25 protein-coding genes are annotated in these 23,007 nt (G+C 71.9%); 20 read left to right on the top strand and 5 right to left on the bottom strand.

What is annotated here, in order from left to right:
- The first annotated feature begins 26 nt into the window (after nucleotides 1-26).
- Nucleotides 27-1,211, top strand: coding sequence for a MarP family serine protease (locus tag K4G64_RS22110; RefSeq protein ID WP_221757757.1), 1,185 nt, complete (start codon nucleotides 27-29; stop codon nucleotides 1,209-1,211).
- Nucleotides 1,212-1,218: 7 nt separating this feature from the next.
- Here the strand turns inward: K4G64_RS22110 and K4G64_RS22105 are convergent, their stop codons facing one another.
- Complete coding sequence (locus K4G64_RS22105; protein ID WP_221757756.1) at nucleotides 1,219-1,716, bottom strand: GNAT family N-acetyltransferase; 498 nt, start codon at nucleotides 1,714-1,716, stop codon at nucleotides 1,219-1,221.
- A 71-nt stretch (nucleotides 1,717-1,787) separates the two neighbouring features.
- Between K4G64_RS22105 and K4G64_RS22100 the strand changes: the two genes are divergently transcribed.
- Both K4G64_RS22100 and K4G64_RS22095 read left to right on the top strand, forming a co-directional pair.
- Nucleotides 1,788-2,336, top strand: a complete 549-nt coding sequence (locus K4G64_RS22100) for a DUF1731 domain-containing protein (protein ID WP_221757755.1) — start codon at nucleotides 1,788-1,790, stop codon at nucleotides 2,334-2,336.
- A 280-nt stretch (nucleotides 2,337-2,616) separates the two neighbouring features.
- The gene (locus tag K4G64_RS22095) at nucleotides 2,617-4,023 is read left to right on the top strand and encodes an NAD(P)/FAD-dependent oxidoreductase (RefSeq protein WP_221757754.1); all 1,407 of its coding nucleotides are present in this window, start codon (nucleotides 2,617-2,619) and stop codon (nucleotides 4,021-4,023) included.
- Between the two features lie 87 nt (nucleotides 4,024-4,110).
- Here the strand turns inward: K4G64_RS22095 and K4G64_RS22090 are convergent, their stop codons facing one another.
- Nucleotides 4,111-5,589 (bottom strand): regulator, encoded by a 1,479-nt coding sequence (locus tag K4G64_RS22090; protein ID WP_221757753.1) that lies wholly within the window; start codon nucleotides 5,587-5,589, stop codon nucleotides 4,111-4,113.
- Nucleotides 5,590-5,827: 238 nt separating this feature from the next.
- On the opposite strand from K4G64_RS22090, the gene lipB reads away from it, so the two are divergent.
- The 4 genes from lipB (at nucleotide 5,828) to K4G64_RS22070 (ending at nucleotide 8,990) form a co-directional block, all read left to right on the top strand.
- Nucleotides 5,828-6,628 (top strand): lipoyl(octanoyl) transferase LipB, encoded by an 801-nt coding sequence (gene lipB, locus K4G64_RS22085; RefSeq protein WP_221757752.1) that lies wholly within the window; start codon nucleotides 5,828-5,830, stop codon nucleotides 6,626-6,628.
- A gap of 103 nt (nucleotides 6,629-6,731) precedes the next feature.
- Nucleotides 6,732-7,721 (top strand): lipoyl synthase, encoded by a 990-nt coding sequence (lipA, locus tag K4G64_RS22080; RefSeq protein WP_221757751.1) that lies wholly within the window; start codon nucleotides 6,732-6,734, stop codon nucleotides 7,719-7,721.
- Between the two features lie 278 nt (nucleotides 7,722-7,999).
- Nucleotides 8,000-8,203: a hypothetical protein gene (locus K4G64_RS22075; protein ID WP_030837456.1), complete on the top strand. Its 204-nt coding sequence runs from the start codon at nucleotides 8,000-8,002 to the stop codon at nucleotides 8,201-8,203.
- Nucleotides 8,204-8,288: 85 nt separating this feature from the next.
- A complete protein-coding gene (locus K4G64_RS22070; protein ID WP_031109922.1) occupies nucleotides 8,289-8,990 on the top strand; it encodes a DUF4191 domain-containing protein in 702 nt (233 codons plus the stop codon).
- Between the two features lie 109 nt (nucleotides 8,991-9,099).
- On the opposite strand, the gene K4G64_RS22065 is transcribed toward K4G64_RS22070, so the two are convergent.
- A complete protein-coding gene (locus tag K4G64_RS22065) occupies nucleotides 9,100-9,567 on the bottom strand; it encodes an RDD family protein (protein WP_221757750.1) in 468 nt (155 codons plus the stop codon).
- Nucleotides 9,568-9,777: 210 nt separating this feature from the next.
- Between K4G64_RS22065 and glnA the strand changes: the two genes are divergently transcribed.
- The 7 genes from glnA (at nucleotide 9,778) to K4G64_RS22030 (ending at nucleotide 16,531) form a co-directional block, all read left to right on the top strand.
- On the top strand, nucleotides 9,778-11,187 hold the full coding sequence (gene glnA, locus K4G64_RS22060; RefSeq protein WP_030837448.1) for a type I glutamate--ammonia ligase: 1,410 nt from the start codon (nucleotides 9,778-9,780) through the stop codon (nucleotides 11,185-11,187).
- A 112-nt stretch (nucleotides 11,188-11,299) separates the two neighbouring features.
- A complete protein-coding gene (locus K4G64_RS22055) occupies nucleotides 11,300-11,566 on the top strand; it encodes a hypothetical protein (protein ID WP_221757749.1) in 267 nt (88 codons plus the stop codon).
- Nucleotides 11,567-11,626: 60 nt separating this feature from the next.
- On the top strand, nucleotides 11,627-11,998 hold the full coding sequence (locus K4G64_RS22050) for a signal peptidase I (RefSeq protein WP_221757748.1): 372 nt from the start codon (nucleotides 11,627-11,629) through the stop codon (nucleotides 11,996-11,998).
- Nucleotides 11,999-12,094: 96 nt separating this feature from the next.
- Nucleotides 12,095-13,012, top strand: coding sequence for a zinc metalloprotease HtpX (gene htpX / locus K4G64_RS22045; protein ID WP_221757747.1), 918 nt, complete (start codon nucleotides 12,095-12,097; stop codon nucleotides 13,010-13,012).
- Nucleotides 13,013-13,019: 7 nt separating this feature from the next.
- Nucleotides 13,020-13,604 carry a hypothetical protein gene (locus K4G64_RS22040; RefSeq protein WP_221757746.1) on the top strand — a complete coding sequence of 195 codons (585 nt, stop codon included), beginning with the start codon at nucleotides 13,020-13,022 and terminating at the stop codon, nucleotides 13,602-13,604.
- Nucleotides 13,605-13,645: 41 nt separating this feature from the next.
- Nucleotides 13,646-15,268: an alpha/beta fold hydrolase gene (locus K4G64_RS22035; RefSeq protein WP_221757745.1), complete on the top strand. Its 1,623-nt coding sequence runs from the start codon at nucleotides 13,646-13,648 to the stop codon at nucleotides 15,266-15,268.
- 78 nt (nucleotides 15,269-15,346) lie between these two features.
- A complete protein-coding gene (locus K4G64_RS22030; RefSeq protein ID WP_221757744.1) occupies nucleotides 15,347-16,531 on the top strand; it encodes a winged helix DNA-binding domain-containing protein in 1,185 nt (394 codons plus the stop codon).
- 72 nt (nucleotides 16,532-16,603) lie between these two features.
- On the opposite strand, the gene K4G64_RS22025 is transcribed toward K4G64_RS22030, so the two are convergent.
- Nucleotides 16,604-17,230, bottom strand: coding sequence for a TetR/AcrR family transcriptional regulator (locus K4G64_RS22025; protein ID WP_221757743.1), 627 nt, complete (start codon nucleotides 17,228-17,230; stop codon nucleotides 16,604-16,606).
- Nucleotides 17,231-17,334: 104 nt separating this feature from the next.
- Here K4G64_RS22025 and K4G64_RS22020 point away from each other — a divergent pair, with 104 nt between their 5' ends.
- Nucleotides 17,335-18,390: an aldo/keto reductase gene (locus tag K4G64_RS22020; protein WP_221757742.1), complete on the top strand. Its 1,056-nt coding sequence runs from the start codon at nucleotides 17,335-17,337 to the stop codon at nucleotides 18,388-18,390.
- A gap of 54 nt (nucleotides 18,391-18,444) precedes the next feature.
- Here the strand turns inward: K4G64_RS22020 and K4G64_RS22015 are convergent, their stop codons facing one another.
- Nucleotides 18,445-18,759, bottom strand: coding sequence for a hypothetical protein (locus tag K4G64_RS22015; protein WP_221757741.1), 315 nt, complete (start codon nucleotides 18,757-18,759; stop codon nucleotides 18,445-18,447).
- Nucleotides 18,760-18,987: 228 nt separating this feature from the next.
- Between K4G64_RS22015 and K4G64_RS22010 the strand changes: the two genes are divergently transcribed.
- The 5 genes from K4G64_RS22010 to K4G64_RS40350 all read left to right on the top strand — a co-directional run bounded on the left by K4G64_RS22010 (nucleotide 18,988) and on the right by K4G64_RS40350 (nucleotide 22,842).
- Entirely contained in the window at nucleotides 18,988-19,347 is a 360-nt protein-coding gene (locus K4G64_RS22010) for an arsenate reductase family protein (protein ID WP_221757740.1), read from the top strand.
- 147 nt (nucleotides 19,348-19,494) lie between these two features.
- Nucleotides 19,495-20,181: a hypothetical protein gene (locus K4G64_RS22005; protein ID WP_221757739.1), complete on the top strand. Its 687-nt coding sequence runs from the start codon at nucleotides 19,495-19,497 to the stop codon at nucleotides 20,179-20,181.
- A 360-nt stretch (nucleotides 20,182-20,541) separates the two neighbouring features.
- Nucleotides 20,542-21,573 carry a glutamine synthetase gene (gene glnII / locus K4G64_RS22000; RefSeq protein ID WP_221757738.1) on the top strand — a complete coding sequence of 344 codons (1,032 nt, stop codon included), beginning with the start codon at nucleotides 20,542-20,544 and terminating at the stop codon, nucleotides 21,571-21,573.
- Between the two features lie 122 nt (nucleotides 21,574-21,695).
- Entirely contained in the window at nucleotides 21,696-22,631 is a 936-nt protein-coding gene (locus K4G64_RS21995) for a hypothetical protein (protein WP_221757737.1), read from the top strand.
- Between the two features lie 88 nt (nucleotides 22,632-22,719).
- Nucleotides 22,720-22,842, top strand: a complete 123-nt coding sequence (locus K4G64_RS40350) for a hypothetical protein (protein ID WP_260460793.1) — start codon at nucleotides 22,720-22,722, stop codon at nucleotides 22,840-22,842.
- Nucleotides 22,843-23,007: the final 165 nt, after the last annotated feature.

The following is a 23,007-nucleotide window of genomic DNA, read 5'->3' as shown; positions in this document are numbered from 1 at the left end:
GGGGTTCCGAGAGAAAGGCGGCGTGCGTGGACCTGCTCGACATCCTGCTGTTGCTGGTCGTCCTGGCCTACGCGGCGTCCGGGTACCGGCGCGGGCTGGTGGCCGGCTGTGTGTCGCTGGCGGGCTTCGTGGGCGGTGCGGTCGTCGGCGTGTGGGTCCTGCCGTGGGTCATGGACCTGGTGGAGCCGGGGTCGACGCGGGCGACGGTGACGGCGGTGTTCACGGTGCTGCTCCCGGCGGTGGTGGGGCACGAGCTGGCGGGGCGCCTGGCGCTGCGGCTGCGGCGGGAGCTGGAGCGGGGACCGCTGCGGGTGGCGGACGGCGTCGGCGGGGCCGTGGCCAACGCGGTGGCGGTGCTGATCGTGGCGTGGGTGGCGGCGAGCGTCCTGGGCGTGTCCTCGTCGCCGCTGGTCACCTCGGCGATCCGGGACTCGCGGCTGCTCGGCGCGGTGCAGCGCACGATGCCGGACACGACGCCCGCGTGGTTCTCGGGGGCCACGTCCGCGCTGACGCAGGCGGGCTTCCCGCAGGTCTTCAACCCCTTCGAGAACGAGTCGACGGCCGAGGTGGCCAAGCCCACCGGCGACAGCGTCACGGCCGCCGCGACCGACGCCGCCAAGCGGAGCACGGTGAAGGTCGAGGGTGTCACGGGCACCCAGGGCCGCGAGGGCAGCGGGTTCGTGTACGCGCGCGAGCACGTGATGACCAACGCCCATGTGGTGGCCGGCATCGACGAGCCGACCGTGCAGATCGGCGGGGTCGGGCGGACGTACGAGGCGCGGGTGGTGCTGTTCGACCCGCAGAAGGACGTGGCCGTGCTGTACGTGCCGGGTCTGAAGGCCCCGGTGCTGCGGTTCGACGACGACGCCGAGCGCGGCGACTCGGCGGTCGTCGCGGGCTATCCGCAGGACGGCGACCTGGACCTCCAGGCGGCGACGGTCGCGAACCGGGTGCGGGCGACGGGCCAGAACATCTACAACGACGGGACGGCCACCCGCGAGATCTACTCGATCCGCTCCACGGTCCGCCCCGGCAACTCCGGCGGCCCCCTGCTCACCACGGACGGCCGGGTGTTCGGCGTGGTCTTCGCCCGCTCCACCTCGGACGCCGAGACGGGCTACGTCCTGACGGCGGACGAGGTCGCCTCCGACGCGCGAAGCGCCGCGGGCGCGACGACCCCGGTGGACACCGGCGAGCCGGCCGCCTCGTAGCCCCGGCTCACAGGAAGCGCCCCATGAACACGTCGTCCACGTAGATCCCGGCGAGCAGGAACTCCTCGGGCAGGACCCCCTCGACCACGAACCCCTCGGCCTCGTAGAGCGCCCGGGCGGCGGTGTTGTGCCCGAGGACCCGCAGGGTGATGCGGCGGGCCCCACGCCGGCGGGCCTCGTCGAGGGCGGCCCGGACCAGCGCCCGCCCCGCCCCACGGCCGCGCGCCTCCTCGGCGACGGCGAGGCCCTGGATCTGGCGCACATGCCGGTTCGAGTCGAGCGGGGTGGGGAATCCGAGGTGGACATAGCCCGCGAGCCGCCCGTCGAGCTCGGCCACCAGGCAGTCCTCGGGGGCGTGCCGCTCGCCGAAGAAGGGAGGGTACGGCGGCTGCGGCTCGGGCATCACCGCGTGCAGGTGCGACCAGGTGAGCCGGTCGAGCAGGGCCAGCTCCCCGTCGTCCTCGGGCCGGGCGACACGGATACGCGGTGCGGGGAGCTCGGGCATGGGCGTCACCCTACGGCGAGCGGATCAAGGCCTTGCAAGGGATTTACGGAGCGACCCGGCAGGATGGGTTCATGGAGCGTTCGAGAATCGCGGTGGCGGGGGCGTCCGGCCTGATCGGCGGTGCCCTGGTGCGGTCCCTGACCACCGACGGGCACGAGGTGCGCCGCCTGGTGCGCGGCACGCCCCGGGCGGCCGGGGAGATCCGCTGGGACCCCGAGGGCGGGCACGTGGACGCGGCCGGGCTCGCAGGCTGCCACGCCGTGGTCAACGTGGCGGGGGCCGGCGGGCGGATGGGCGACGGCCGGCAGTACTGGTCGTTCGTCGCGCTGCACGACGAGGTCGCCGCGATCCGGCACCTGATCGACACCGACGGCCTGTCCGGGCCGTTCAACATCACCGCCCCGCACCCCGTGACGAACCGTGAGATCACGGCGGCGATGGGCCGCGTGCTGCACCGGCCGACCCTGTTCCCGGTGCCCGCGACCGTCCTGCGCACCGTGCTCGGCGAGATGGCCGGGGACGTCCTCGGCAGCGCCCGGGTGCTGCCGACGCGGCTGCTGGAGTCGGGCTTCCGCTTCGCCTTCCCGGAGATCGAGGGGGCGATCCGCGCGGCCCTGTGACGGCCTCCCCGCCCGCCGGAATGCCCGGGCGGCGCCCACCGGCCGCATGTCCGGGATCCGACCGGTGGTTCCGAGACAGCTCCCCTGGGCGCACACCAGCCCCCTGCGACCGCTTCATGCCCACCAGGCGTCCGTATGCGACCGCTGTGCGACCGTGCCCTGCCGATGCGCGACTCCCCCTGACCGATCACGGTCCTACCCTCGACCAGAACTCGCGTATCCCTGCGGCCTGTTGAGGGCATGACGTCTCCAGCGCCCGCGCAACCTCGAGGAGGGGCACGTGCTTGAGCCCGCGTACCAGGCGGACGTGGTCGTCGTGGGGGCCGGGGTCGCCGGACTCTCGGCCGCGCAACGGCTGACCAGCGCAGGAGTGACGACCATGGTCCTGGAGGCCGGCCACGGGGTCGGCGGCCGCATGGCGACGGAGAAGGTCGACGGCTTCCGGCTCGACAGGGTCGGCCAGTTGCTGTCCACGGCGTATCCGGAACTACGGCAGACACCCGGTCTCGACGGCCTGGTGCTGCGGCCCTTCACACCCGGCGTCCTGCTGCACGGCGACGGACGCCACCACCGCGCGGGTGTCCAGCCGGGCGCAGGGGGCGCACGGGGCGCACTGCACGCGGTACGCGCGCTGGCGAGTGCTCCCCGCCCGCCGTCCGCACCCAGGCCGCCGAGGAGGCCGATGGCCGTGCCCGGCCGGCAGGTCTCCGTCCCCCGGAGCCGGTCCGGCGCCCCGCTCGGCACGGCCGTCGACCAGGCCCGGCTGGGCGCCGCCCTGACCCGGCTGGCGGGCACACCGGCCGAACGGCTGCTGGCCCGGCCGGAGTTGCCCGCCGGCCAGGCCTTGGCGGCCCGTGGGCTGCCCGCCCGTACGATCGACGGCTTCCTGCGTCCGCTGCTCGCCGCGCTGTTGTGCGACCCGGGCCTGACGACGTCCAGCCGGTGCGCGGACCTCGCGCTGCGTGCCTTCGCACGGGGGCGGCTGTGTCTGCCGGAGGGTGGCGCGGAAGCCCTGCCGGAGCTGCTGGCGCGTACCCTGCCGCCGGGTACGGTCCACACCGGTGTGCGCGTCACCTCCGTCTCGACGACGTCGGTGACGACCGCGGAGCACGGTGAGATCCGGTGCCGGGCCGTCCTGGTGGCGACGGGTGCGCGCGCCGCCGCCGAGCTGCTGCCCGGGTTGCGGGTGCCGGAGTTCCATCCGGTGACGGTGGTGCACCACACGACGGACGAACCTCCGGCGACGGGGGCGTCGTTGCTGCTCGACGCGGATCTCGGCGGGCCGGTCGCGCACACGGCGGTGGTCAGTGACGTCGATCCGTCCCGAACGCCGGCCGGGCGGGCGCTGGTCTCCTCCACGGTGCTGGGGCCGCCGCCGGGTGATGTCGACACGGCGGTGCGGATGCATCTGGCGCGGTTGTACGGGGTGTCGACGGCCCGGTGGGAGACGCTGGCCGTGCACCGGACGGCGGAGGCGGTGCCGGCGATGCGGCCGCCGCATGATCTGCGGCGGCCGGTGCGGCTGCTTGCGGGCCTTTACGTGTGCGGGGATCACCGGGACACCAGCACGGCGCAGGGAGCTTTGCACTCGGGGCATCGGGCTTCGGCGGCGATCCTGGCGGATCTGGGCGCGGGGCGGTCGATGCACGTTGCCGATCCTGTGCGGACTGTTCCGAGGGCCGCGTAGGTTGTTCGTCGGGTGCAGGCGCGTGGGGGTTGTTCGCGCCCACGCGGCGGAGCCGCACATCGACACAGCCCCGCGCCCCTGAGGCCCCTACCCCAACGCCGCTACCTTGTCGCGGTAGCTGCGCACCGGCGCCGCGTCCCTGTACGGCTCCAGGCGTCGCTCGAAGTCCCTCACGTACTCCACCGCCCTTACCGAACGCATCTCGGCGGCCTGGCCCGCCGCCTCCGCTCCCAGGTGGCAGGCCTGGTCGAGTTCGCCCAGACCCAGGCGGGCGGTGGCGAGGACCACCCGGCAGAAGAGGCGGCTGCGGGCGAAGGAGGGGGCCCGCAGCTGGAGTGAGCGTTCCGCGTGCTGGGCGGCGGCGCGGAACTGCTGCAGGTCGCGGTGGCAGTGGCCGAACTCGTCGGCGAGCTGGGCCTCGTCGAAGAACTTCGCCCAGTGCGGCACGTCGTCGCCGGGCCGGGCCGTCTCCAGGGCGCGTTCGGCGCGGACCAGGGCGGCGGTGCAGGCCCGGACCTCGCCGAGCACCCCGTGGCCGCGCGCCTCGGAGGCGTGCAGCAGGGCCTGGAGGACGGGCGGTCCGGAGGTGCCGACGCCCTGCTGGGCCACGCGGGCGAGCTGGACGGCCTCCCGTCCGTGCCCGAGGTAGACGGCCTGGCGGCTCATGGTGATCAGCACATAGGCCCCGTACGTGCGGTCCCCGGCCGCCTGGGCGAGCCGCAGCGCCTGCACGAAGTAGCGCTGGGCGAGTCCGTGCGCGGCGATGTCGTACGACGTCCAGCCCGCGAGCCGGGTCAGGTCGGCGGCGGCCGCGAACAGCCGGCGGCCGGTCTGCTCGCCGTAGGTGCCGCGCAGCATGGGCTCGCACTCGTGCTCCAGGTAGCGCACGAGGGCCTGACGGGCGTGGCCGCCGCCGTAGGCGTCGTCGAGGGTGCGGAACAGCTCGCCGACCGACCGCAGGGCCGCGATGTCGCCGGCGGTGACCTTCTGGCCGGGTCCGCGTTCGGCCTGGCCGCGCTGGCGGGGCAGGGACGGCACTCCCTGCTCGGCCATGCCCGTGGGGCGCAGGGCGGGGCGGCCCGGGGACGGGATGCGGGCGGAGGCCGGCTCGCCCCGGGTGACCTTCTCGTCGGCCCGGCCGATCAGCCAGTCCCGGCTGGGCACGACGAGCCCGGCCGGGGTGAAGGCGATCTTGCGGAGCTCGGCGTGACTGCCGGAGTCCTTGCGCCACAGCCCGCTGACGATGTCGACGGCCTCCTCGGGGGTGGCGGCGAACTCCAGCCCCGCGTAGACGGGGGCGCAGGCGTCCAGGCCGAGGTCCTGGGCGGTGAGGCGGCGGCCCAGACGCCGGGTGAAGACCTCGGCGATCAGGGCGGGCGTGGTGCCCCTGGGCTGCTGACCGCGCAGCCACCGGGTGACGGATGTCTTGTCGTATCTCAGGTCGAGCCCGTGTTCGAGACCGAGCTGGTCCACGCGACGGGCGAGTCCCGCGTTGGAGAACCCCGCTTCTGCGATGAGCGCGGCGAGCTGTCGGTTGGGGGTGCGCTGCGCGGGTCGTTCCGTCATGGTGCGGTGCGGTCTCCTGCCTTCCGGTGTCGGTGCTGTGCCGGATTGCCTGTGAGCAGGCCTTTTGGCTTGCTGGACGGCGCGAATGTAGCGGAGAGTAAGCACCCCATCACACATTTTCGCGGACATTCATCCGATCGTGTGAGGATTGGCCCCGGGACTGACGCGTCCGGGCCGGACGTACAGTGGCTTGGGCGCGTTACGTGCCTGACACACCCGTTCGAGGGAGGCGCTTGCCGTGAGTGAGTTGCGGTTCGTCCGCATGGGGTTCGGTGACGAGGCCGTCGAGTACCAGGAGGCGTGGGACGAGCAGCGCCGGGTGCACGCGGCGCGCTTCGCCGACGAGATCCCCGACACCGTGCTGCTCCTGGAGCACCCCCCGGTGTACACGGCCGGACGGCGCACAGCGGACAACGAGCGCCCGCTCGACGGCACGCCGGTCATCGACGTGGACCGCGGCGGCAAGATCACCTGGCACGGCCCCGGCCAGCTGGTGGGATACCCCATCCAGAAGCTCCCGCGCCCGGTGGACGTCGTGGCGCACGTGCGCCGCCTCGAGGAGGCCCTGATCCGTGCCTGCGCGGAGTTCGGCCTGGAGACGAGCCGGGTCGAGGGCCGCAGCGGCGTGTGGATCCTGGGCGACCCGGTCGAGCAGCGCCCCGCGCTCGGCGGGCTGTCGCTGGACTTCGACCCCCGGCTGCACGACGAGGAGTTCGACCCGCGCATGAACGGCCCGGAGTACGCGCCGTCCAACGCGGGGCAGCGCCGGGAGGACCGCAAGATCGCCGCGATCGGCATCCGCGTGGCCAAGGGCGTCACCATGCACGGCTTCGCGCTCAACGTGAACCCGGACAACAAGTGGTTCGACCGGATCATCCCGTGCGGCATCCGTGACGCGGGCGTCGCCTCGCTGGCCGGCGAGCTCGGCCGGGACGTGACGATCGATGAGGTCCTGCCCGTCGTGGAGCGCCATCTGCGGGAGGTCCTGGAGAACGCGGACCTGAAGCCCCGCGAGATCGAGAAGACGCCTGCGGCATAAAACGGCCCGTGGCGGAGCTGGAGGGGTAGCCACCCGCACAGGCATTCAAATCAGCGGGCGTACCCTTGAGGACGCCGAAGAATCAATCGCTAGGGAGCCGGTCGTGTCCGCAGTCGCACCCGACGGACGCAAGATGCTGCGCCTGGAGGTCCGCAACAGCCAGACCCCCATCGAGCGCAAGCCCGAGTGGATCAAGACCCGGGCGAAAATGGGTCCCGAGTACACCGCGATGCAGAAGCTCGTGAAGAGCGAGGGCCTGCACACGGTCTGCCAGGAAGCCGGCTGCCCCAACATCTACGAGTGCTGGGAGGATCGCGAGGCCACCTTCCTCATCGGTGGCGACCAGTGCACCCGGCGCTGCGACTTCTGCCAGATCGACACCGGCAAGCCCGAGGCGCTCGACCGTGACGAGCCCCGCCGCGTCGGCGAGTCCGTCGTCACGATGGACCTGAACTACGCCACGATCACCGGCGTCGCCCGCGACGACCTGGAGGACGGCGGCGCCTGGCTGTACGCCGAGACCGTGCGCCAGATCCACCAGCAGACCGCGGGCCGCGAGGCCGGCCGCACCAAGGTCGAGCTGCTGGCCCCCGACTTCAACGCGGTCCCCGAGCAGCTGGAGGAGGTCTTCTCCTCCCGGCCCGAGGTCTTCGCGCACAACGTCGAGACGGTCCCGCGGATCTTCAAGCGCATCCGCCCCGGCTTCCGCTACGAGCGCTCGCTGAAGGTCATCACCGAGGCGCGCGACTACGGCCTGGTGACCAAGTCGAACCTCATCCTCGGCATGGGCGAGACCCGCGAGGAGATCAGCGAGGCGCTGAAGCAGCTGCACGACGCGGGCTGCGAGCTGGTCACCATCACGCAGTACCTGCGGCCCTCCGTGCGCCACCACCCGGTGGAGCGCTGGGTGAAGCCCCACGAGTTCGTGGAGCTGAAGGACGAGGCCGAGCAGATCGGCTTCTCCGGTGTGATGTCCGGACCGCTGGTGCGTTCCTCGTACCGCGCCGGGCGGCTCTACCAGATGGCCATGGAGCAGCGTCATTCCGCCGCTCCGCGGCAGGGCGACGGCCACATCGCGGCGCAGGCCGTCTGACGGGTCGCCGTCTGACGGAACGTCACCACCCCTGCCCCGCGCGGGGCGAGACAAGCGTGTGAATTCACGCACAAAAGGCTACTCGCCGGTAGTGACCGATTTGACGCGGTCCTGACCGTCCTCGCAGATGAGGGCACATGTCAGGACCGCGTCGGCATTCCACCACTCCCCGCCAGGGCTTCATGGGTGTTTGACCAACCGGTCACGCCCTGGTAACACCAATCAGTGACGCTGAACTCACAGCACGTACACCCGTCACCCGAGGGGGGACCTCACCCATGCAGGCCGCGCCGCCCGTCCGCGCCACCGCGATTCCGTCCTTCACGACCGCACTGCGCGCCGTCGAGTCGCTGCTGATGAGCAGCGGTCAGCGCACCGCCCGCCGCAACGCCTGGACCTCCGTGCTGGAGGACCGCCGTCGCGCCAAGGACCGGGTCGAGACGCAGCGCGTCATCGAGCAGTCCCTGTCCGTCCGCCCCTGACCCGAGACCCTTCCCCGGCCCTCCCCCAGGGTCCCCGCGGGCACTGCCGTCGTCGGCGCTTGTGGGGCCACGTAGACTTCGTGGCATGGCGAGGAAGGAACCTGCAGCGGACGCTGCGAACCCCGGGCGACTGAAGCAGATCGCTCTGACCTACAAGATGACCCGCAAGGCCGACAAGAAGATCGGTCTTGTACTCGCGGCAGTCGGAATCGTCACCTTCGGTGTCTTCCTCGCGATCGGTTTCTTGATCGGTCACCCCATCTATCTCGGCATCCTGGGCCTCCTGCTCGCCTTCCTCGCGTCGGCGATCGTATTCGGGCGCCGGGCCGAGCGGGCCGCCTTCGGGCAGATGGAGGGACAGCCCGGCGCCGCGGCGGCGGTGCTCGACAACATCGGCCGGGGCTGGACGACGACCCCTGCGGTGGCGATGAACCGCAACCAGGACGTGGTGCACCGCGCGGTCGGCAAGGCCGGCATCGTGCTGGTCGCCGAGGGCAACCCGAACCGGGTGAAGACCCTGCTGGCCGCCGAGAAGCGGAAGATGAACCGCATCGTCGCGGACGTCCCGGTGCACGACCTGGTCGTGGGCACGGGCGAGGGCCAGGTCGAGCTGAAGAAGCTGCGGACGACCATGCTCAAGCTCCCGCGCGTACTGACCGGCCCGCAGGTCACGGCCACCAACGACCGGCTGCGCGCCCTCGGTGACCTGATGAGCAACATGCCGCTGCCGAAGGGGCCGATGCCGAAGGGCATGCGGCTGCCGAAGGGCGGGCCGAAGGCTCGCTGACACCCGCACACGACAGGAACGAGGGGCGCCCGGATCACACCGGGCGCCCCTCGTTCCTGTCGGTCTCGTTCATGCCGGTCTCGTCATGTCGGCCGGTTCACGCGTCGCGTCAGAGGCGGACCTCGACGGTGCCCGCGAGCCGGTCGTGCAGACCTCGGCCGTCGCGGTCCCAGATCAGCGCGGGGATCGCGAGGAACAGCAGGACCGTGCGCAGCGCGGCGCGCCACGGGCTGACCCGGCCGGTGTCCAGGGCGAGCACCCGCAGGCCGAACAGGCGCTTGCCTGGCGTGAAGCCGACGGTACCTACCGTGAGGACCATCAGGGCGAACATGATGAGCGGCGCCCAGATCTGCGCCGCCTCGTTGTAGCTCTGGGTGATGAGGCCGTATGCGATCAGGAGACACAGGCCCCAGTCGACGGCGAGGGCACCGATCCGGCGGCCCGGGCGGGCGATCGAGCCGGGTCCCTCCTCGGGCAGGCCGAGCTGCTCGCCCCGGTATCCGAAGTCGACACCGGCCTCTTCCGCGGCCGCGCGGGGCCCGGAGAGCCACGATCCGAGTGCTTGCCTGTTGTCCACCCGTCCACGGTACTGCGCCCCTGAATGACCAGGGCACGGAGGGGTGTGTCCGGGCTACGGTGGAGGGTGAGCCGGTTAACTTGTGCGAAACAAACGAGTCACGCCCGAGAAACCACCCGTCCCTAGGGTCGAGGTCAGCGTGTGCCACCCGCACTGGCCGCACGAACGAACTACCACCCCGGCGGGACGGTCGGGAGTAGGAGGAGCTGGATGTTCCAGAACGCCGACGAGGCCAAGAAGTTCATCGCGGACGAGGACGTCAAGTTCATCGACGTCCGCTTCTGCGACCTGCCGGGCGTGATGCAGCACTTCACGATCCCCGCATCGGCCTTCGACCCGGCCGAGGAGCTGGCCTTCGACGGCTCCTCGATCCGCGGCTTCCAGGCCATCCACGAGTCCGACATGGCGCTGCGCGCGGACCTGTCGACCGCCCGGGTCGACCCGTTCCGCCGCGACAAGACGGTCAACATCAACTTCTTCATCCACGACCCGATCACGGGTGAGCAGTACTCCCGTGACCCGCGCAACGTGGCGAAGAAGGCCGAGGCCTACCTCGCGTCGACCGGCATCGCCGACACGGCGTACTTCGGTCCCGAGGCCGAGTTCTACGTCTTCGACTCCGTCCGCTTCGCGACCAGCGCGAACGAGTCCTTCTACCACATCGACTCCGAGGCCGGCGCCTGGAACACCGGCGCCCTCGAGAACAACCGTGGTTACAAGGTCCGCTACAAGGGCGGCTACTTCCCGGTCCCGCCGGTCGACCACTTCGCCGACCTGCGCGCCCAGATCTCCCTGGAGCTGGACCGGGCCGGCCTGCAGGTCGAGCGCCAGCACCACGAGGTGGGCACCGCCGGCCAGGCTGAGATCAACTACAAGTTCAACACTCTGCTCGCCGCGGCCGACGACCTGCAGCTCTTCAAGTACATCGTGAAGAACGTGGCCTGGCAGAACGGCAAGACCGCGACCTTCATGCCGAAGCCGATCTTCGGTGACAACGGCTCGGGCATGCACGTCCACCAGTCGCTGTGGACCGGCGGCCAGCCGCTCTTCTACGACGAGGCCGGTTACGCCGGCCTGTCGGACACCGCCCGTTACTACATCGGCGGCATCCTCAAGCACGCTCCGTCACTGCTGGCGTTCACCAACCCGACGGTGAACTCCTACCACCGCCTGGTGCCGGGCTTCGAGGCGCCGGTGAACCTGGTGTACTCGCAGCGCAACCGCTCCGCCGCGATGCGTATCCCGATCACGGGCTCGAACCCGAAGGCCAAGCGCGTCGAGTTCCGCGCGCCCGACGCCTCCGGCAACCCGTACCTGGCCTTCTCGGCGCTGCTGCTGGCGGGCCTGGACGGCATCAAGAACAAGATCGAGCCGGCCGAGCCGATCGACAAGGACCTGTACGAGCTCGCTCCCGAGGAGCACGCGAACGTCGCGCAGGTCCCGACCTCCCTCGGCGCGGTCCTGGACCGCCTGGAGGCCGACCACGAGTTCCTGCTCCAGGGTGACGTCTTCACCCCGGACCTGATCGAGACGTGGATCGACTTCAAGCGCGCCAACGAGATCGCGCCGCTGCAGCTGCGTCCGCACCCGCACGAGTTCGAGCTGTACTTCGACGTGTGATCGACGCCTGACCGAGGCATCACCTCCGCGCCCCCGCTGTCGCTTCCGACGGCGGGGGCGCGGGCGTTTGTTCTATTCTGGGGGGCAAGGACCACACGGGGGTGGAGTGGGAATGCCCGAGCACGAACAGGACGACCAGGAGCGCGAGTTCGACCTCAGATGGGCGGACGGGGCCGAGCACAAGGAGCCCTCGGCCCGGGCCCGTATGCTCGCCGCGCGCTGGAAGCACGATCCGCCCGGGCCCGTGCCGTTCCGCGCCGACCCGGAGCACGTCGGTTCCCGCCGCCGCTCCCCGTGGATCTCGACGGCCCTGGTGCTGGGCTGCGTGGCGGCGGTGATCGTGCTGCTGGGGTACATCAACTTCAGGGCGCCGTACTAGGTCGGGCCCTCGGCGCGGGGCGCGGCGCGGCCCTCGGGGCCACTGCTAGCGTCCGCCCCCGTGGACGACAGCGTGTACGTGGGCAACGCCGGTGCGGATGCCGCTCTGGACCGGGGGTGGATCCTCGGGCATTTCAAGGACGCCGGGGATCCGCGGCACAGCGAGGCCGTGGAGATCAAATGGGGGGTGCATCCCCCGGGGGACGAGCGGGCCGAGTGGGTGCGCGGCGAGGAGCGCACCGCGCTGCTGGTGCTCGTCAGGGGGCATTTCCGGGTCGAGCTGCCCGGGCGCAGCGTGCTGCTGGAGCGGCAGGGCGACTACGTCGTGTGGGGGCGCGGGGTCGATCACTCGTGGGTCGCGGAGGAGGAGTCGGTCGTGCTGACGGTGCGGTGGCCGTCCGTGCCCGGCTATGTGGTGACCCCGCCGGGCTGACCCTTTGCCCGGCCTGGGCCCGATCGCGACCCGTTCATGGGGAGTGCCGGGTGCACACTGGCTGTGGGACGAGTGCGTGACTGCGGGGTGATGCAGATGCACAGCCGCTTCCGGAGCGACCGGCGGTTGACCACCCGTATGGGGATCACGCTGTTCCTGCTCGGGTTGTTGTACGTGGCGTTCGTCGCCGCGTTGATCGTGCTGCTGAAGTCGTGGGTGCTGGTCGTGGTGATCGCGGCGGCCCTGCTCGGCGCGCAGTACTGGTTCTCCGACCGGATCGCGCTGTACGCCATGCGCGGGCGGGTCGTGGAGCGGGAGGAGTATCCCGAGCTGCACGCGGTGGTCGACCGGTTGTGCGCCCTGGCCGACATGCCGAAGCCGGTGGTGGCGGTGTCCGGTATGGACATGCCGAACGCGTTCGCGACCGGGCGGAACCCCGACCACGCGGTGGTCTGTGTGACGACCGGGCTGCTGCGGCGGCTGGAGCCGGCCGAGCTGGAGGGCGTGCTCGCGCACGAGCTGTCGCATGTGGCGCACAAGGACGTCGCCGTGATCACCGTCGCGTCGTTCCTCGGGGTGATCGCGGGGCTGATCGTGCGGTTCGCGTTCTACTCGCAGCTGTTCGGCGGGGGCCGCAGGGACCAGAACACGGCTGCCGTCTTCGCCGCGGTGATGGGTGTGGCGGCGGCCGTCTACGCGATCAGCTTCCTGCTGATCCGGGCCCTGTCCCGGTACCGGGAACTGGCCGCCGACCGGGCGGCCGCGCAGCTCACCGGCCGTCCCTCGGCGCTGGCCTCAGCGCTCACCAAGGTCTCCGGCGACATCGCCCGTATCCCGACCAAGGACCTGCGCACGGCCCAGGCCTTCAACGCCTTCTACTTCACGCCCGCGCTGGGCCGCGAGCCCGGCATCGCCCGCCTCTTCTCGACCCACCCGAGCCTGGAGCAGCGGCTGGACCAGCTGGGCCGGATCTCCGCCGAACTGGGCGAGGCGGCGGCACCCGGAGGGGCGTGATCGGCGCATGGGGCTGCTGGACATCCTGCTCGGCCGGACGAAACCGGTCGTGGCGGATCTCGACCGGCTCTTCGCGCTGCCCTCGGCGGCCGTGACCCTGGAGGCCGCCGCGGGCTTCACCCCGACCGGGCAGGGCGCGGTGTGCTTCGCCACGGTGGAGGGCGCGGCCTTCGAGCAGTCCCACCGCGAGGTGCAGGCCCTGCTGGACGCCGACACCGACCGCGACGGCCCACCGGTGGAGCTGCGCCAGGACGACTACGGCTACTCCTGGCTGATCTCCCGCCGTGCCCCCGACCAGCTCTCGGCGCTCGTGAACGACCTGCACGCCGTCAACAGCCAGATGGAGGTCAACGGGTTCGGCCCCCAACTGCTCTGCTCCCTGGCCGGGTTCGAGGACCCATCCGGCCGGCGGCTCGCGCTGGTCTACCTCTACAAGCGCGGCACGTTCTACCCGTTCGCGCCCCTGCCGGACGGGACGCAGCGGCGTGACAACGCACTCGAACTCCAGGTGCGGGCCGCACTCTCGGGCGACCTGCGCATCGAGCAGGACCTGAGCCGCTGGTTCCCGGTGTGGGGCGCGCCCGGGCTGTGAACGCCCCTCCGGGCACCGGTGCCGCGTGAGTGAATGGCCGTATGAGTACACCGATTCCCTTCACCCACGTCATCGACGGCGAGCGGCTCAGCGGGCTGTCCGCCGGCGGGGGCGAACAGGGCCGGGCGACGGTCGTGCTGCTGCACGGCGCGGGCAACGGCAGCAAGGAGCGACTCGTGCCGCTGCTGGCGGAGTTCGCGACCCACGGCTGCCACGCCCTCGCCTTCGACTTCTCGGGGCACGGGGAGAGCACGGGCCTGCTGCGGGAGCTGAGCCTGCGGCGCCGCTTCGAGCAGGCCGTCTCCGTCATCGACGCCCGCGCGTGCGTGGACGGGCCGCTGGTCCTGGTCGGGTTCAGCATGAGCGGCCAGACGGTGGCGGATCTCGTACGGCACTACGGGGAGCGGGTGGCGGCCCTCGGGCTGTGCGCGCCGGCGGTGTACGCGGGCGAGGCGTGGGACGTGCCGTTCGGTTCGGGCGACGGGCGGTTCAGCGAGATCATCCGCAGGCCCGGGAGCTGGCGTGCGGCTCCCGCGCTCGACGTCCTGCGGGCGTACGAGGGCCGGGCAGTGCTCGCGGTGCCGGACACGGACGAGGTCATCCCGCCCGCCGTGACGGAGGCCCTCTCCGAGGCGCTGGCCCGGCGCGCCCAGTTCACCCACCGGGAACTCCCGGGCGCCGGGCACCGGTTGGGCCCGTGGTTCCGCGATCACCCCGACGACCGGCGGGAGTTCGTCACCGCTGTGCTGACCGGGCTCGGCGAGCAGGGCTGGTCGGCGACCCGCGCGTGGGTGGCCAAGCAGCTCCCTCAGGGCCGTACGGTCGCCACGTCGTCCTTCCTGACCGGGGGCTGGAGCGCCCAGATGCGGCGGCTCGTCCTCGACGACGGCACCGAGCTGGCGCTGCGGACGTTCGTGAAACCCTTCTTCCGACGGCACGGGCCCGGGCTGCTGGCCCGCGAGGCGGAGATGCTCACGCTGCTGGCGGAGCAGGAGGGCGTGCCGGCCGCCGAGCTGATCGGCGTGGACGCGACCGGGGAGCACTGCGACCACCCGTCCCTGCTGATGTCCGTGCTGCCGGGGCGGGTCCGGGTCGACGAGGAGGACCTCGACGCGCGGGTCGACCTGCTGGCGGCCCAGCTGGCCCGGATCCACCGGGTCGTGCCCCGGGAGCGTCCGCGTGCCTATCAGGCGTGGACGTCGCCGGGGGCGGTTCCCCCGGGGTGGGAGCGGGCCGTGGACGTCATCCGCCGCGATCCCCCGCCGTACGACGGCTGCTTCCTGCACCGGGACTTCCACCCCGGGAACGTCCTGTTCACGGGTTCGGGGGCCGAGCTGCGGATCAGCGGCGTCGTCGACTGGGTGGAGACCTCGTGGGGGCCCGCCGACCTGGACGTCGCACACTGCTCGACGGCACTCGCGCTGCTGCACGGCCCGGAGAGCGGCCTCGGTTTCCGGGAGCGGTACGAGGCGCTGGGCGGGCAGCGCCTGGCCGACGGCCCCGAGCATCTGTACTGGCGGCTGCTCGACGCCCTGGCCTACGTCCCCGACGCGGCGAAGCTGGCGGGGCCGTGGCGGGAACTGGGCCGGACCGATCTGACGCCGGAGGTGCTGGGCGGGCGGCTGAAGGCGTATGTGACGGGGCTGCTGGAGCGGTACGGGTGAGGCGTCCTGCGGGGTGATTGTCAGTGGCGTCCGCGATGATGCAAGCGGGTCGGAGGGATGCGAGGAGCGGAGGCCGTCATGGGTGTGCGGCGCTGCATCGGCGTGGCGGAGCGGCGGGCCCGGCTCGCGCTGCGCCAGCGGCTCGCGGGGCAGGCTCGGGCGGGGACGCCCGAGGAGGTCGCCGATGCGCTGGTCGCGCTGCACGGCACGGACCCCGCGACGGTGTACCTGGCCGTGGGCGCCCGGCTCGCCGACCCCGCCGGGACCGTCGAGGAGACGGGGCGGGCCCTGTACGAGGACCGTTCCCTGGTGCGGATGCACGGCATGCGGCACACGGTGTTCGTGTTCCCCACCGCGCTGACCGCCGTCGTGCACGCCTCGACGGGGCTGGCCGTCGCCGCCCGGGAGAGGTCGTCGCTGCTCAAGCACATGGTGACGGCCGGAGCGCCGGACGCGGCCTGGCTGAAGGAGGTCGAGGAGTCGACGCTGGCGGCGCTCGCCCGGCGCGGGCAGGCGACCGCGGCCGAACTCGCCCAGGACGAACCGCGGTTGCGGGAGCAGTTCGTGTACGCGCCCGGGAAGAGCTACGAGGGGACGCACACGGTCTCGACCCGGCTGCTGAGGGTCCTGGGCGTCGAGGGGAAGGTCGTGCGCGGCCGGCCGCTCGGCTCCTGGACGTCCAGCCGGTTCCGCTGGGCCCTGGCGCCCGAGCATGCGGAGCTGGACACGGCGCAGGCGCAGGCGGAGCTGCTGAGACGGTGGCTCACCGCGTGCGGCCCGGCGACCGAGGCCGACCTGAAGTGGTGGACGGGGTGGCGTGTGACGGAGGTCCGCAGGGCCCTGGCCGCGATCGGGGCGGAGCAGGTGTCGCTGGACGAGGGCACGGGATACGTGGCCGAGGGCCACGCGGGCCCGGCGCCCACGCCCGACGAGCCCTGGGCCGCGCTGCTGCCCGCCCTCGATCCGACGGCGATGGGCTGGCAGCAGCGCGACTGGTATCTCGCCCCCGGGCTGCGGCCCCGGTTGTTCGACGGCAGTGGCAACGTCGGGCCGACGGTGTGGTGGAACGGACGGGTGATCGGCGGCTGGGGCCGGCGGCCCGACGGGGAGATCGTCTGGCGGATCCTCGACGAGGAGGGCATCGGCCACGAGGCCCGCGCGGCGATCGGCTCGGAGGCGGAGCGGCTCGCCGGCTGGCTGGGCACGACGGCCATCACGCCGCGCTTCCGCACACCACTGGAGAAGGAGCTCTCGGCGGGCTGACGGCGGGGACTCCGGCCGGCTGAGAACGGGGGCTTCGGCGCGCTGAGGACGGGGCCCCGGCGGACACATCCGCTAGCCCGTCCTCCCCCGGTCCGTGATGTACACCCCCGCCCGCGCCGCCGTCACCGCGGCCTCGGCGGCGCGGGCGGCCGCGGTCTCGTCGAGCCGGTCCCCGCTGATCAGCAGGTGGTAGTAGAGCGGGGCGGAGACCGCGCGCACCACCTCGTGGGCGTCGGTGCCCCGGGGCACCTCGCCCCGGTCGACGGCCTGCCGGACGCAGGGTGCCCATTCCCGCACGCGGATGTCGTAGAAGCGGTGCAGTGCGGCGGCCGTTCTCGCGTCGCCGGTCGCGGCGGCGATCAGGGCCTTGAACAGCGGCCCCTGCCGGGGGTCCGTGAGCGTGCGCTGGACGAGGAGGGCGTTGGCCGTCAGGTCTCCGAGCAGCGAGCCGGTCTCGGTGCGCGGCGCGGACTGCTCGGCCATGTCCTGGAGGAGGTCGGCCACCAGTGCGGCCACCGTTCCCCAGCGGCGGTAGACGGTCGTCTTGCCCACGTCGGCGCGGCGGGCGATGTCGGCCAGGTCGAGGCCGCTGAAGCCCTGCTCGGTCAGGGCGTCCTCGGCCGCGCGCAGCACCGCCTCCCGCACCCGTGCCGTGCGTCCCCCGGGCCGTACGGTCCCCGGCTCACCACCGTCAGCCATAACGGCACTCCTGTTCCATTAGCGACCTCACCCTGCTACTTTAATGACTGCTAACGGAACCGCAGACCCGTTAACGAATGGGTCGCTGCCGAGAGGGGTCCGCAATGGAATACAGGCGATTGGGCGCGTCCGGGCTCATGGTCCCGGCGCTGAGCTTCGGAGCAGGCACCTTCGGCGGGCGGGGTCCCCTCTTCGGCGCCTGGGGCACCACCGACGCGCAGGAGGCACGCCGCCTGGTGGACATCTGCCTGGACGCCGGGATCACGATGTTCGACACCGCCGACGTCTACTCCGGCGGCGCCTCCGAGGAGGTGCTCGGCCAGGCGGTCAAGGGGCGCCGCGACCAGGTCATCCTCTCCACCAAGACGAGTCTGCCGATGGGCGACGGACCGGCCGACGCGGGCTCCTCCCGTTCCCGGCTGATCCGCGCCTGCGAGGACGCCCTGCGCCGGCTCGGCACGGATCACCTCGATCTCTTCCAGCTCCACGCCTTCGACGCCGGGACTCCGGTCGAGGAGGTGCTTGCCGCGCTCGACTCGCTGGTCCAGGCGGGCAAGGTCCGCTACACCGGCGTCTCCAACTTCTCCGGCTGGCAGGTGATGAAGTCCCTCGCCGCCGCCGAGCGGCACGGCCGACCGCGCTATGTGGCCCACCAGGTGTACTACTCACTGATCGGCCGCGACTACGAGTGGGAGCTGATGCCGCTCGCCCTCGACCAGGGCCTCGGCGCGATCGTCTGGAGCCCGCTCGGCTGGGGGCGCCTGACCGGCAAGGTCCGCCGCGGCACCCCGCTCCCGCCCGACAGCCGGTTGCACCGCACCGCCGACTACGGCCCGCCCGTCTCCGACGAGCACCTCTACGACGTCGTGGACGCACTGGACGAGATCGCGGAGGAGACGGGCAAGGCGGTACCGCAGATCGCCCTGAACTGGCTGCTCCAGCGGCCGACGGTGTCGTCCGTCCTCATCGGCGCCCGGGACGAGCGGCAACTGCGCCAGAACCTCGGCGCCGTCGGCTGGAGCCTCACCCCCGAGCAGGTGGCGAGGCTCGACGCGGCGAGCCACCGCCCGGCCCCGTACCCCTACTTCCCCTACGAGCGCCAGGAGGGCTTCGCCCGCCTCAACCCGCCGGTGCTCACGGCGCCCGGCCGGGCGGCATGAACGAGCGCCGGGCACCCCACGGTTCGGGGCGACCGGCGCTCGGAGCGGAACAGATCAGCGCGCGTACCGCATGAACGCCCGCACCATGTGGCACGTCGTGTCCGACGGCGGGTGCACGCCGATCATTTCGGCCGTGTCGCGGATCGTCTCGTTGCGGGCCTGGTTCGGCATGTAGACGCCCGAGTCGAGCAGGGCGATGGCGAGGCGCATCGCCTTGAGGCGGCGGTTGTGCGTCACGTACCACTGACGCGGCCGGCCCGGCGGCAGCGGCCGCTTCTGGACGGGCACATAGGGCAGGTCGAGCAGGACGGGACGCTTCGCGGTGGACTGGGTGGGCAACGGCTTCGACTTCATGGCGGCAGCGGGCACAGGCATCCTCCTGTCGCGGTCGGGCGGCTCACCGAAGACGTCGGCATCCCCGGCGCCACCCTCGAACACTGCTTACAGTTTACCGCCCGGCACTGACAACCGGGAGACCGCGAAGCCCGGCAAAGGCCCAGGTGAGCAAGGGATTTGGCGGCATGTCACGGCAGGTCGGCGAGGTACCCGTGGGGCGCCAGAAAATCGAACAAGCGGGTCGGCGCGTACCGTGTGCGCATGGAGATCTGGATCAACCCCGCGTGCTCGAAGTGCCGCAGCGCCCTGACGCTGCTCGACGCCGAGAGCGCCGACTACACCGTCCGCCGCTACCTGGAGGACGTACCGAGCGAGGACGAGATCCGAGGCGTGCTCGAGCGTCTCGGTCTCGAGCCCTGGGACATCACCCGCACCCAGGAGGCCGAGGCCAAGGAGCTCGGGCTCAAGGAGTGGCCGCGGGACGCCGGTTCGCGCGATCGCTGGATCACGGCGCTCGCCGGGCACCCCAAGCTGATCCAGCGCCCGATCATCACCGCGGACGACGGCACGGCGGTGGTCGGCCGTACCGACGAGGCCGTGCGGGACGCCCTGTCGCGCTGACCACGACGCCGACCCGCCGGCGCGTTGACCGGCCAACAACCGGCGTGTGGCGCAGGTCACTTGAGTGACTCCTGTAACCGCTGAGTAACTTCGTTCGGTATCTCGTACATAGCGGCGTACGCTCCCCTACCTCTTCAGGAGGCGCGGATGTCGCGCAGGAGAACTCTCGGCACGAAGAAGAAGATCGCGCTGCTGGTCAGCGCGGCGACGGTGGCGGGAGGCGGGGCCTTCGTCATGGCGAGCACGTCGAACGCAGCGCCGCCGGCCCCCAAGTCGGCGTCGGAATCGACGGTCTGCCTGGGCCTCGCCACCGCCCTCGGCAACAACCAGAAGTTCATCGCGGACCAGAAGGCCAACCCGGACGCGCAGTCCGAGGCGCGGATCGCCAACCGCGAAGCGGTCGTCGCGGAGATCAAGCGGAAGCAGGAGGCGTCGGGGTGCGCCGTCGGGGAGTCGGCTCAGGACTCCCAGACCGCGCAGCCCTCGCAGCCCGCCCAGTCGGCAGAGCCGCCCGCGGCGTCGGCCCAGCCGTCGCAGCCCGCCGCGTCCGCCCCCGCGGACAACGGCGGCGGTGCCGCCGCCTCCGGGCAGCAGGTGTGCAACGGCTCCACGGTCACGCTCTCCGGCGAGGGCGGTGCGCCCGCCGCGTCCAGCAACCAGTTCCCGGCCGGCACGAAGCTGAAGGTCACCAACCTGGACAACAACAAGTCCACGACGGTGGAGGTCACTTCGGTCTCCGGCAGCTGTGCGCTGCTCAACAACGCGGCCTTCGAGCAGGTCCGTGAGCCCGGCAAGTTCCTGATCCGCCGGGCCCTGATCGAGAAGGTGGGGTGAGGCGTTACGACCGAATGAACGCATGAGGCGGCGGCCACCCCCTCGGCCGCCTCCCCTCGTACGTGTCACCGGTCCTGCCGCCCCCGGCCAGGGGCGGCAGGACCGGCGCGTCCGGGCCGAGCGGCGCCGGTCACCGGCTTTTACGGAGGGGAGCCGGTGAACGCCGCCGTCCCGCGGCGAAAACGCCTGCCAGGCGTGAAGTACCGCACAGTGTCACCAGGTAACACGGGGTTCACATTCGAGCAATGGCCGGGAAATCGCCTGTTGACAGGCTGCCGGGCAGTTGACGCGGCGCCTCGGTGCCGCAGCGCCGCAGCACCCGCGACACGCGCCCAGACACACCCCGAAGGATGTGGCCCCGTGACCTTCAAGGCTGAGTACATCTGGATCGACGGCACCGAGCCGACGGCCAAACTGCGCTCCAAGACCAAGATCCTCTCGGGTGAGCCCGCCGGTCTCGACGCGCTGCCGATCTGGGGCTTCGACGGGTCTTCCACCAACCAGGCCGAGGGGCACGCCTCGGACTGCGTCCTCAAGCCGGTCTTCACCTGCCCGGACCCGATCCGCGGCGGCGACGACATCCTGGTGCTGTGCGAGGTCCTGAACATCGACCTCACCCCGCACGCCAGCAACACCCGCGCGGCGCTGGCCGAGGTGGAGGAGAAGTTCGCGGCGCAGGAGCCGATCTTCGGCATCGAGCAGGAGTACACGTTCTTCAAGGACGGCTACCCGCTCGGCTTCCCCAAGGGCGGCTTCCCGGCCCCGCAGGGCGGCTACTACTGCGGCGTCGGCGCGGACGAGATCTTCGGCCGTGACGTCGTCGAGGCCCACCTCGACAACTGCCTGAAGGCGGGTCTGGGCCTGTCCGGCATCAACGCCGAGGTCATGCCCGGCCAGTGGGAGTTCCAGGTCGGCCCGCTGGCCCCGCTGGAGGTCTCCGACCAGCTGTGGGTGGCCCGCTGGCTGCTCTACCGCACCGCCGAGGACTTCGACGTCGCCGCCACCCTCGACCCCAAGCCGGTCAAGGGCGACTGGAACGGCGCCGGTGCGCACACCAACTTCTCCACCAAGGCGATGCGCGAGGGCTACGACGCGATCATCACCGCCTGCGAGTCGCTCGGCGAGGGCTCCAAGCCGCTCGACCACGTCAAGAACTACGGCGCCGGCATCGACGACCGCCTGACCGGTCTGCACGAGACCGCCCCGTGGAACGAGTACTCCTACGGAGTCTCCAACCGCGGCGCCTCGGTCCGCATCCCCTGGCAGGTCGAGAAGGACGGCAAGGGCTACATCGAGGACCGCCGCCCGAACGCCAACGTCGACCCGTACGTGGTGACCCGCCTGCTCGTCGACACCTGCTGCTCGGCGCTGGAGAAGGCCGGCCAGGTCTGACCGGCGCACCACCCGGCTCCCGAGGGGGCGCTCACCGTTCGCGGTGGGCGCCCCCTCGCGTTGTCCATGGAGTCCATGGAGCACCCCCTCGCGTTGTCAGTGGGGCGTGCCATCGTGGGGGCATGGAGATCGACGGGGGCCTCGCGGTCAAGGTGCTGACGGAGAGCGGGCGGACGCACGCGCGGGTTTCGGCGGGTGAGCTGCGCGCGTTGGTGGAGCGGATCGGCGGTGCCGACGACCACTTCCTCGTGGTCCAGCGGATACCGGACCGGCCGAGGGTCTTCATCCAGACCGCGCGCGACGAGGACGGTGCGTACGACCTCCAGCACCGCACCGGGTCCGTCCCCCACATGTGGGTGGCCCGGGTGACCCACCCTGCCGTCGTCGCCGCGGTGATGGTGCGCTGGGCGCGCCAGGAGGACGGCTGGGACGCCGGAGTCGCCTGGGAGCGCGAGGAGTTCGGGCTGCCCGAGGAGCCGCCCGCGCTCGCCCCCGAGGTCGCCTCCCGGGCCGAGGGGCATGTCCGCGAGCTGCTCCGGGACGGCTACCTGGGCATCGACGCGGTGATCCGCGAGACGGTGTATCTGATGGAGGACGGCGAGGACTCCTCCCTCTTGTCCCCGGCGCAGGGCCGCGCGCTGGTCGAGCGGCTGTGGCTGGAGCGTGTCGACGCGCAGGAGGCGTGGACCGGGCCGACCGATCCGGACCGGCTGGAGCGGGCCTTCGCCGCCCTGGAGGACGCCGGCATCGTCGCCCGGGAGAACTTCACCTGCTGCCGGGGCTGCGGCATGACGGAGATCGGCGCGGAGGTGGACGACGAGTCGGCGGTGCGCGGCTTCGTCTTCTTCCACCGCCAGGGCACGCGCGCGGCGGCGGAGGGGCACGGCCTGTCGCTGTACTACGGCGGGTTCGACGGCTCCGAGCAGACCACCACGAGCGTCGGACACGAGGTCGTGGCGGCGCTGACGTCGGCCGGGCTGTCCACGGAGTGGCACGGCGACCCGGGCAAGGCCATCGACGTGACACCGCTGGAGTGGCGCAAGCGCCTGGTGGGATGAGGGCGAGCGGCCGGGCGGCGCTCCCGGCGTATGTCCAAGCAGTGAGAGGAGACTCCCGGCGGAGGACCGGCTCTGCTTCAATATGCACATGGCCGACTACCAGAAGCACACCGCGACGGGTCGTCATGACCTCGAGCCCTTCTGGCCGTCCCGCCAGGACCATGACTTCGACCGGGTGTGTTGCCGCGCGATGAACGCGCAGGCCCTCTAAAGCCATACACCCCGGCCTTCGGCCAGCGCGAACCGCGTACGTCCCTCGGCGAGCCCGACCACGAATCGCGGCCGTCGACCTCCCGACGAACCCCTCGCGCGAAAAGAGCTGACCTCTCATGGCGACCACTCGTTCCCTGTCCACCGCCGCCCCCCTCACCGCCCC

It is taken from the genome of Streptomyces sp. WAC04114 (assembly GCF_019733245.1).
GTDB classification, from domain to species: domain Bacteria; phylum Actinomycetota; class Actinomycetes; order Streptomycetales; family Streptomycetaceae; genus Streptomyces; species Streptomyces massasporeus_A.
The sequence above is the reverse complement of the archived record's forward strand: the minus strand, read 5'-3'. Positions and strand labels throughout refer to the sequence as shown.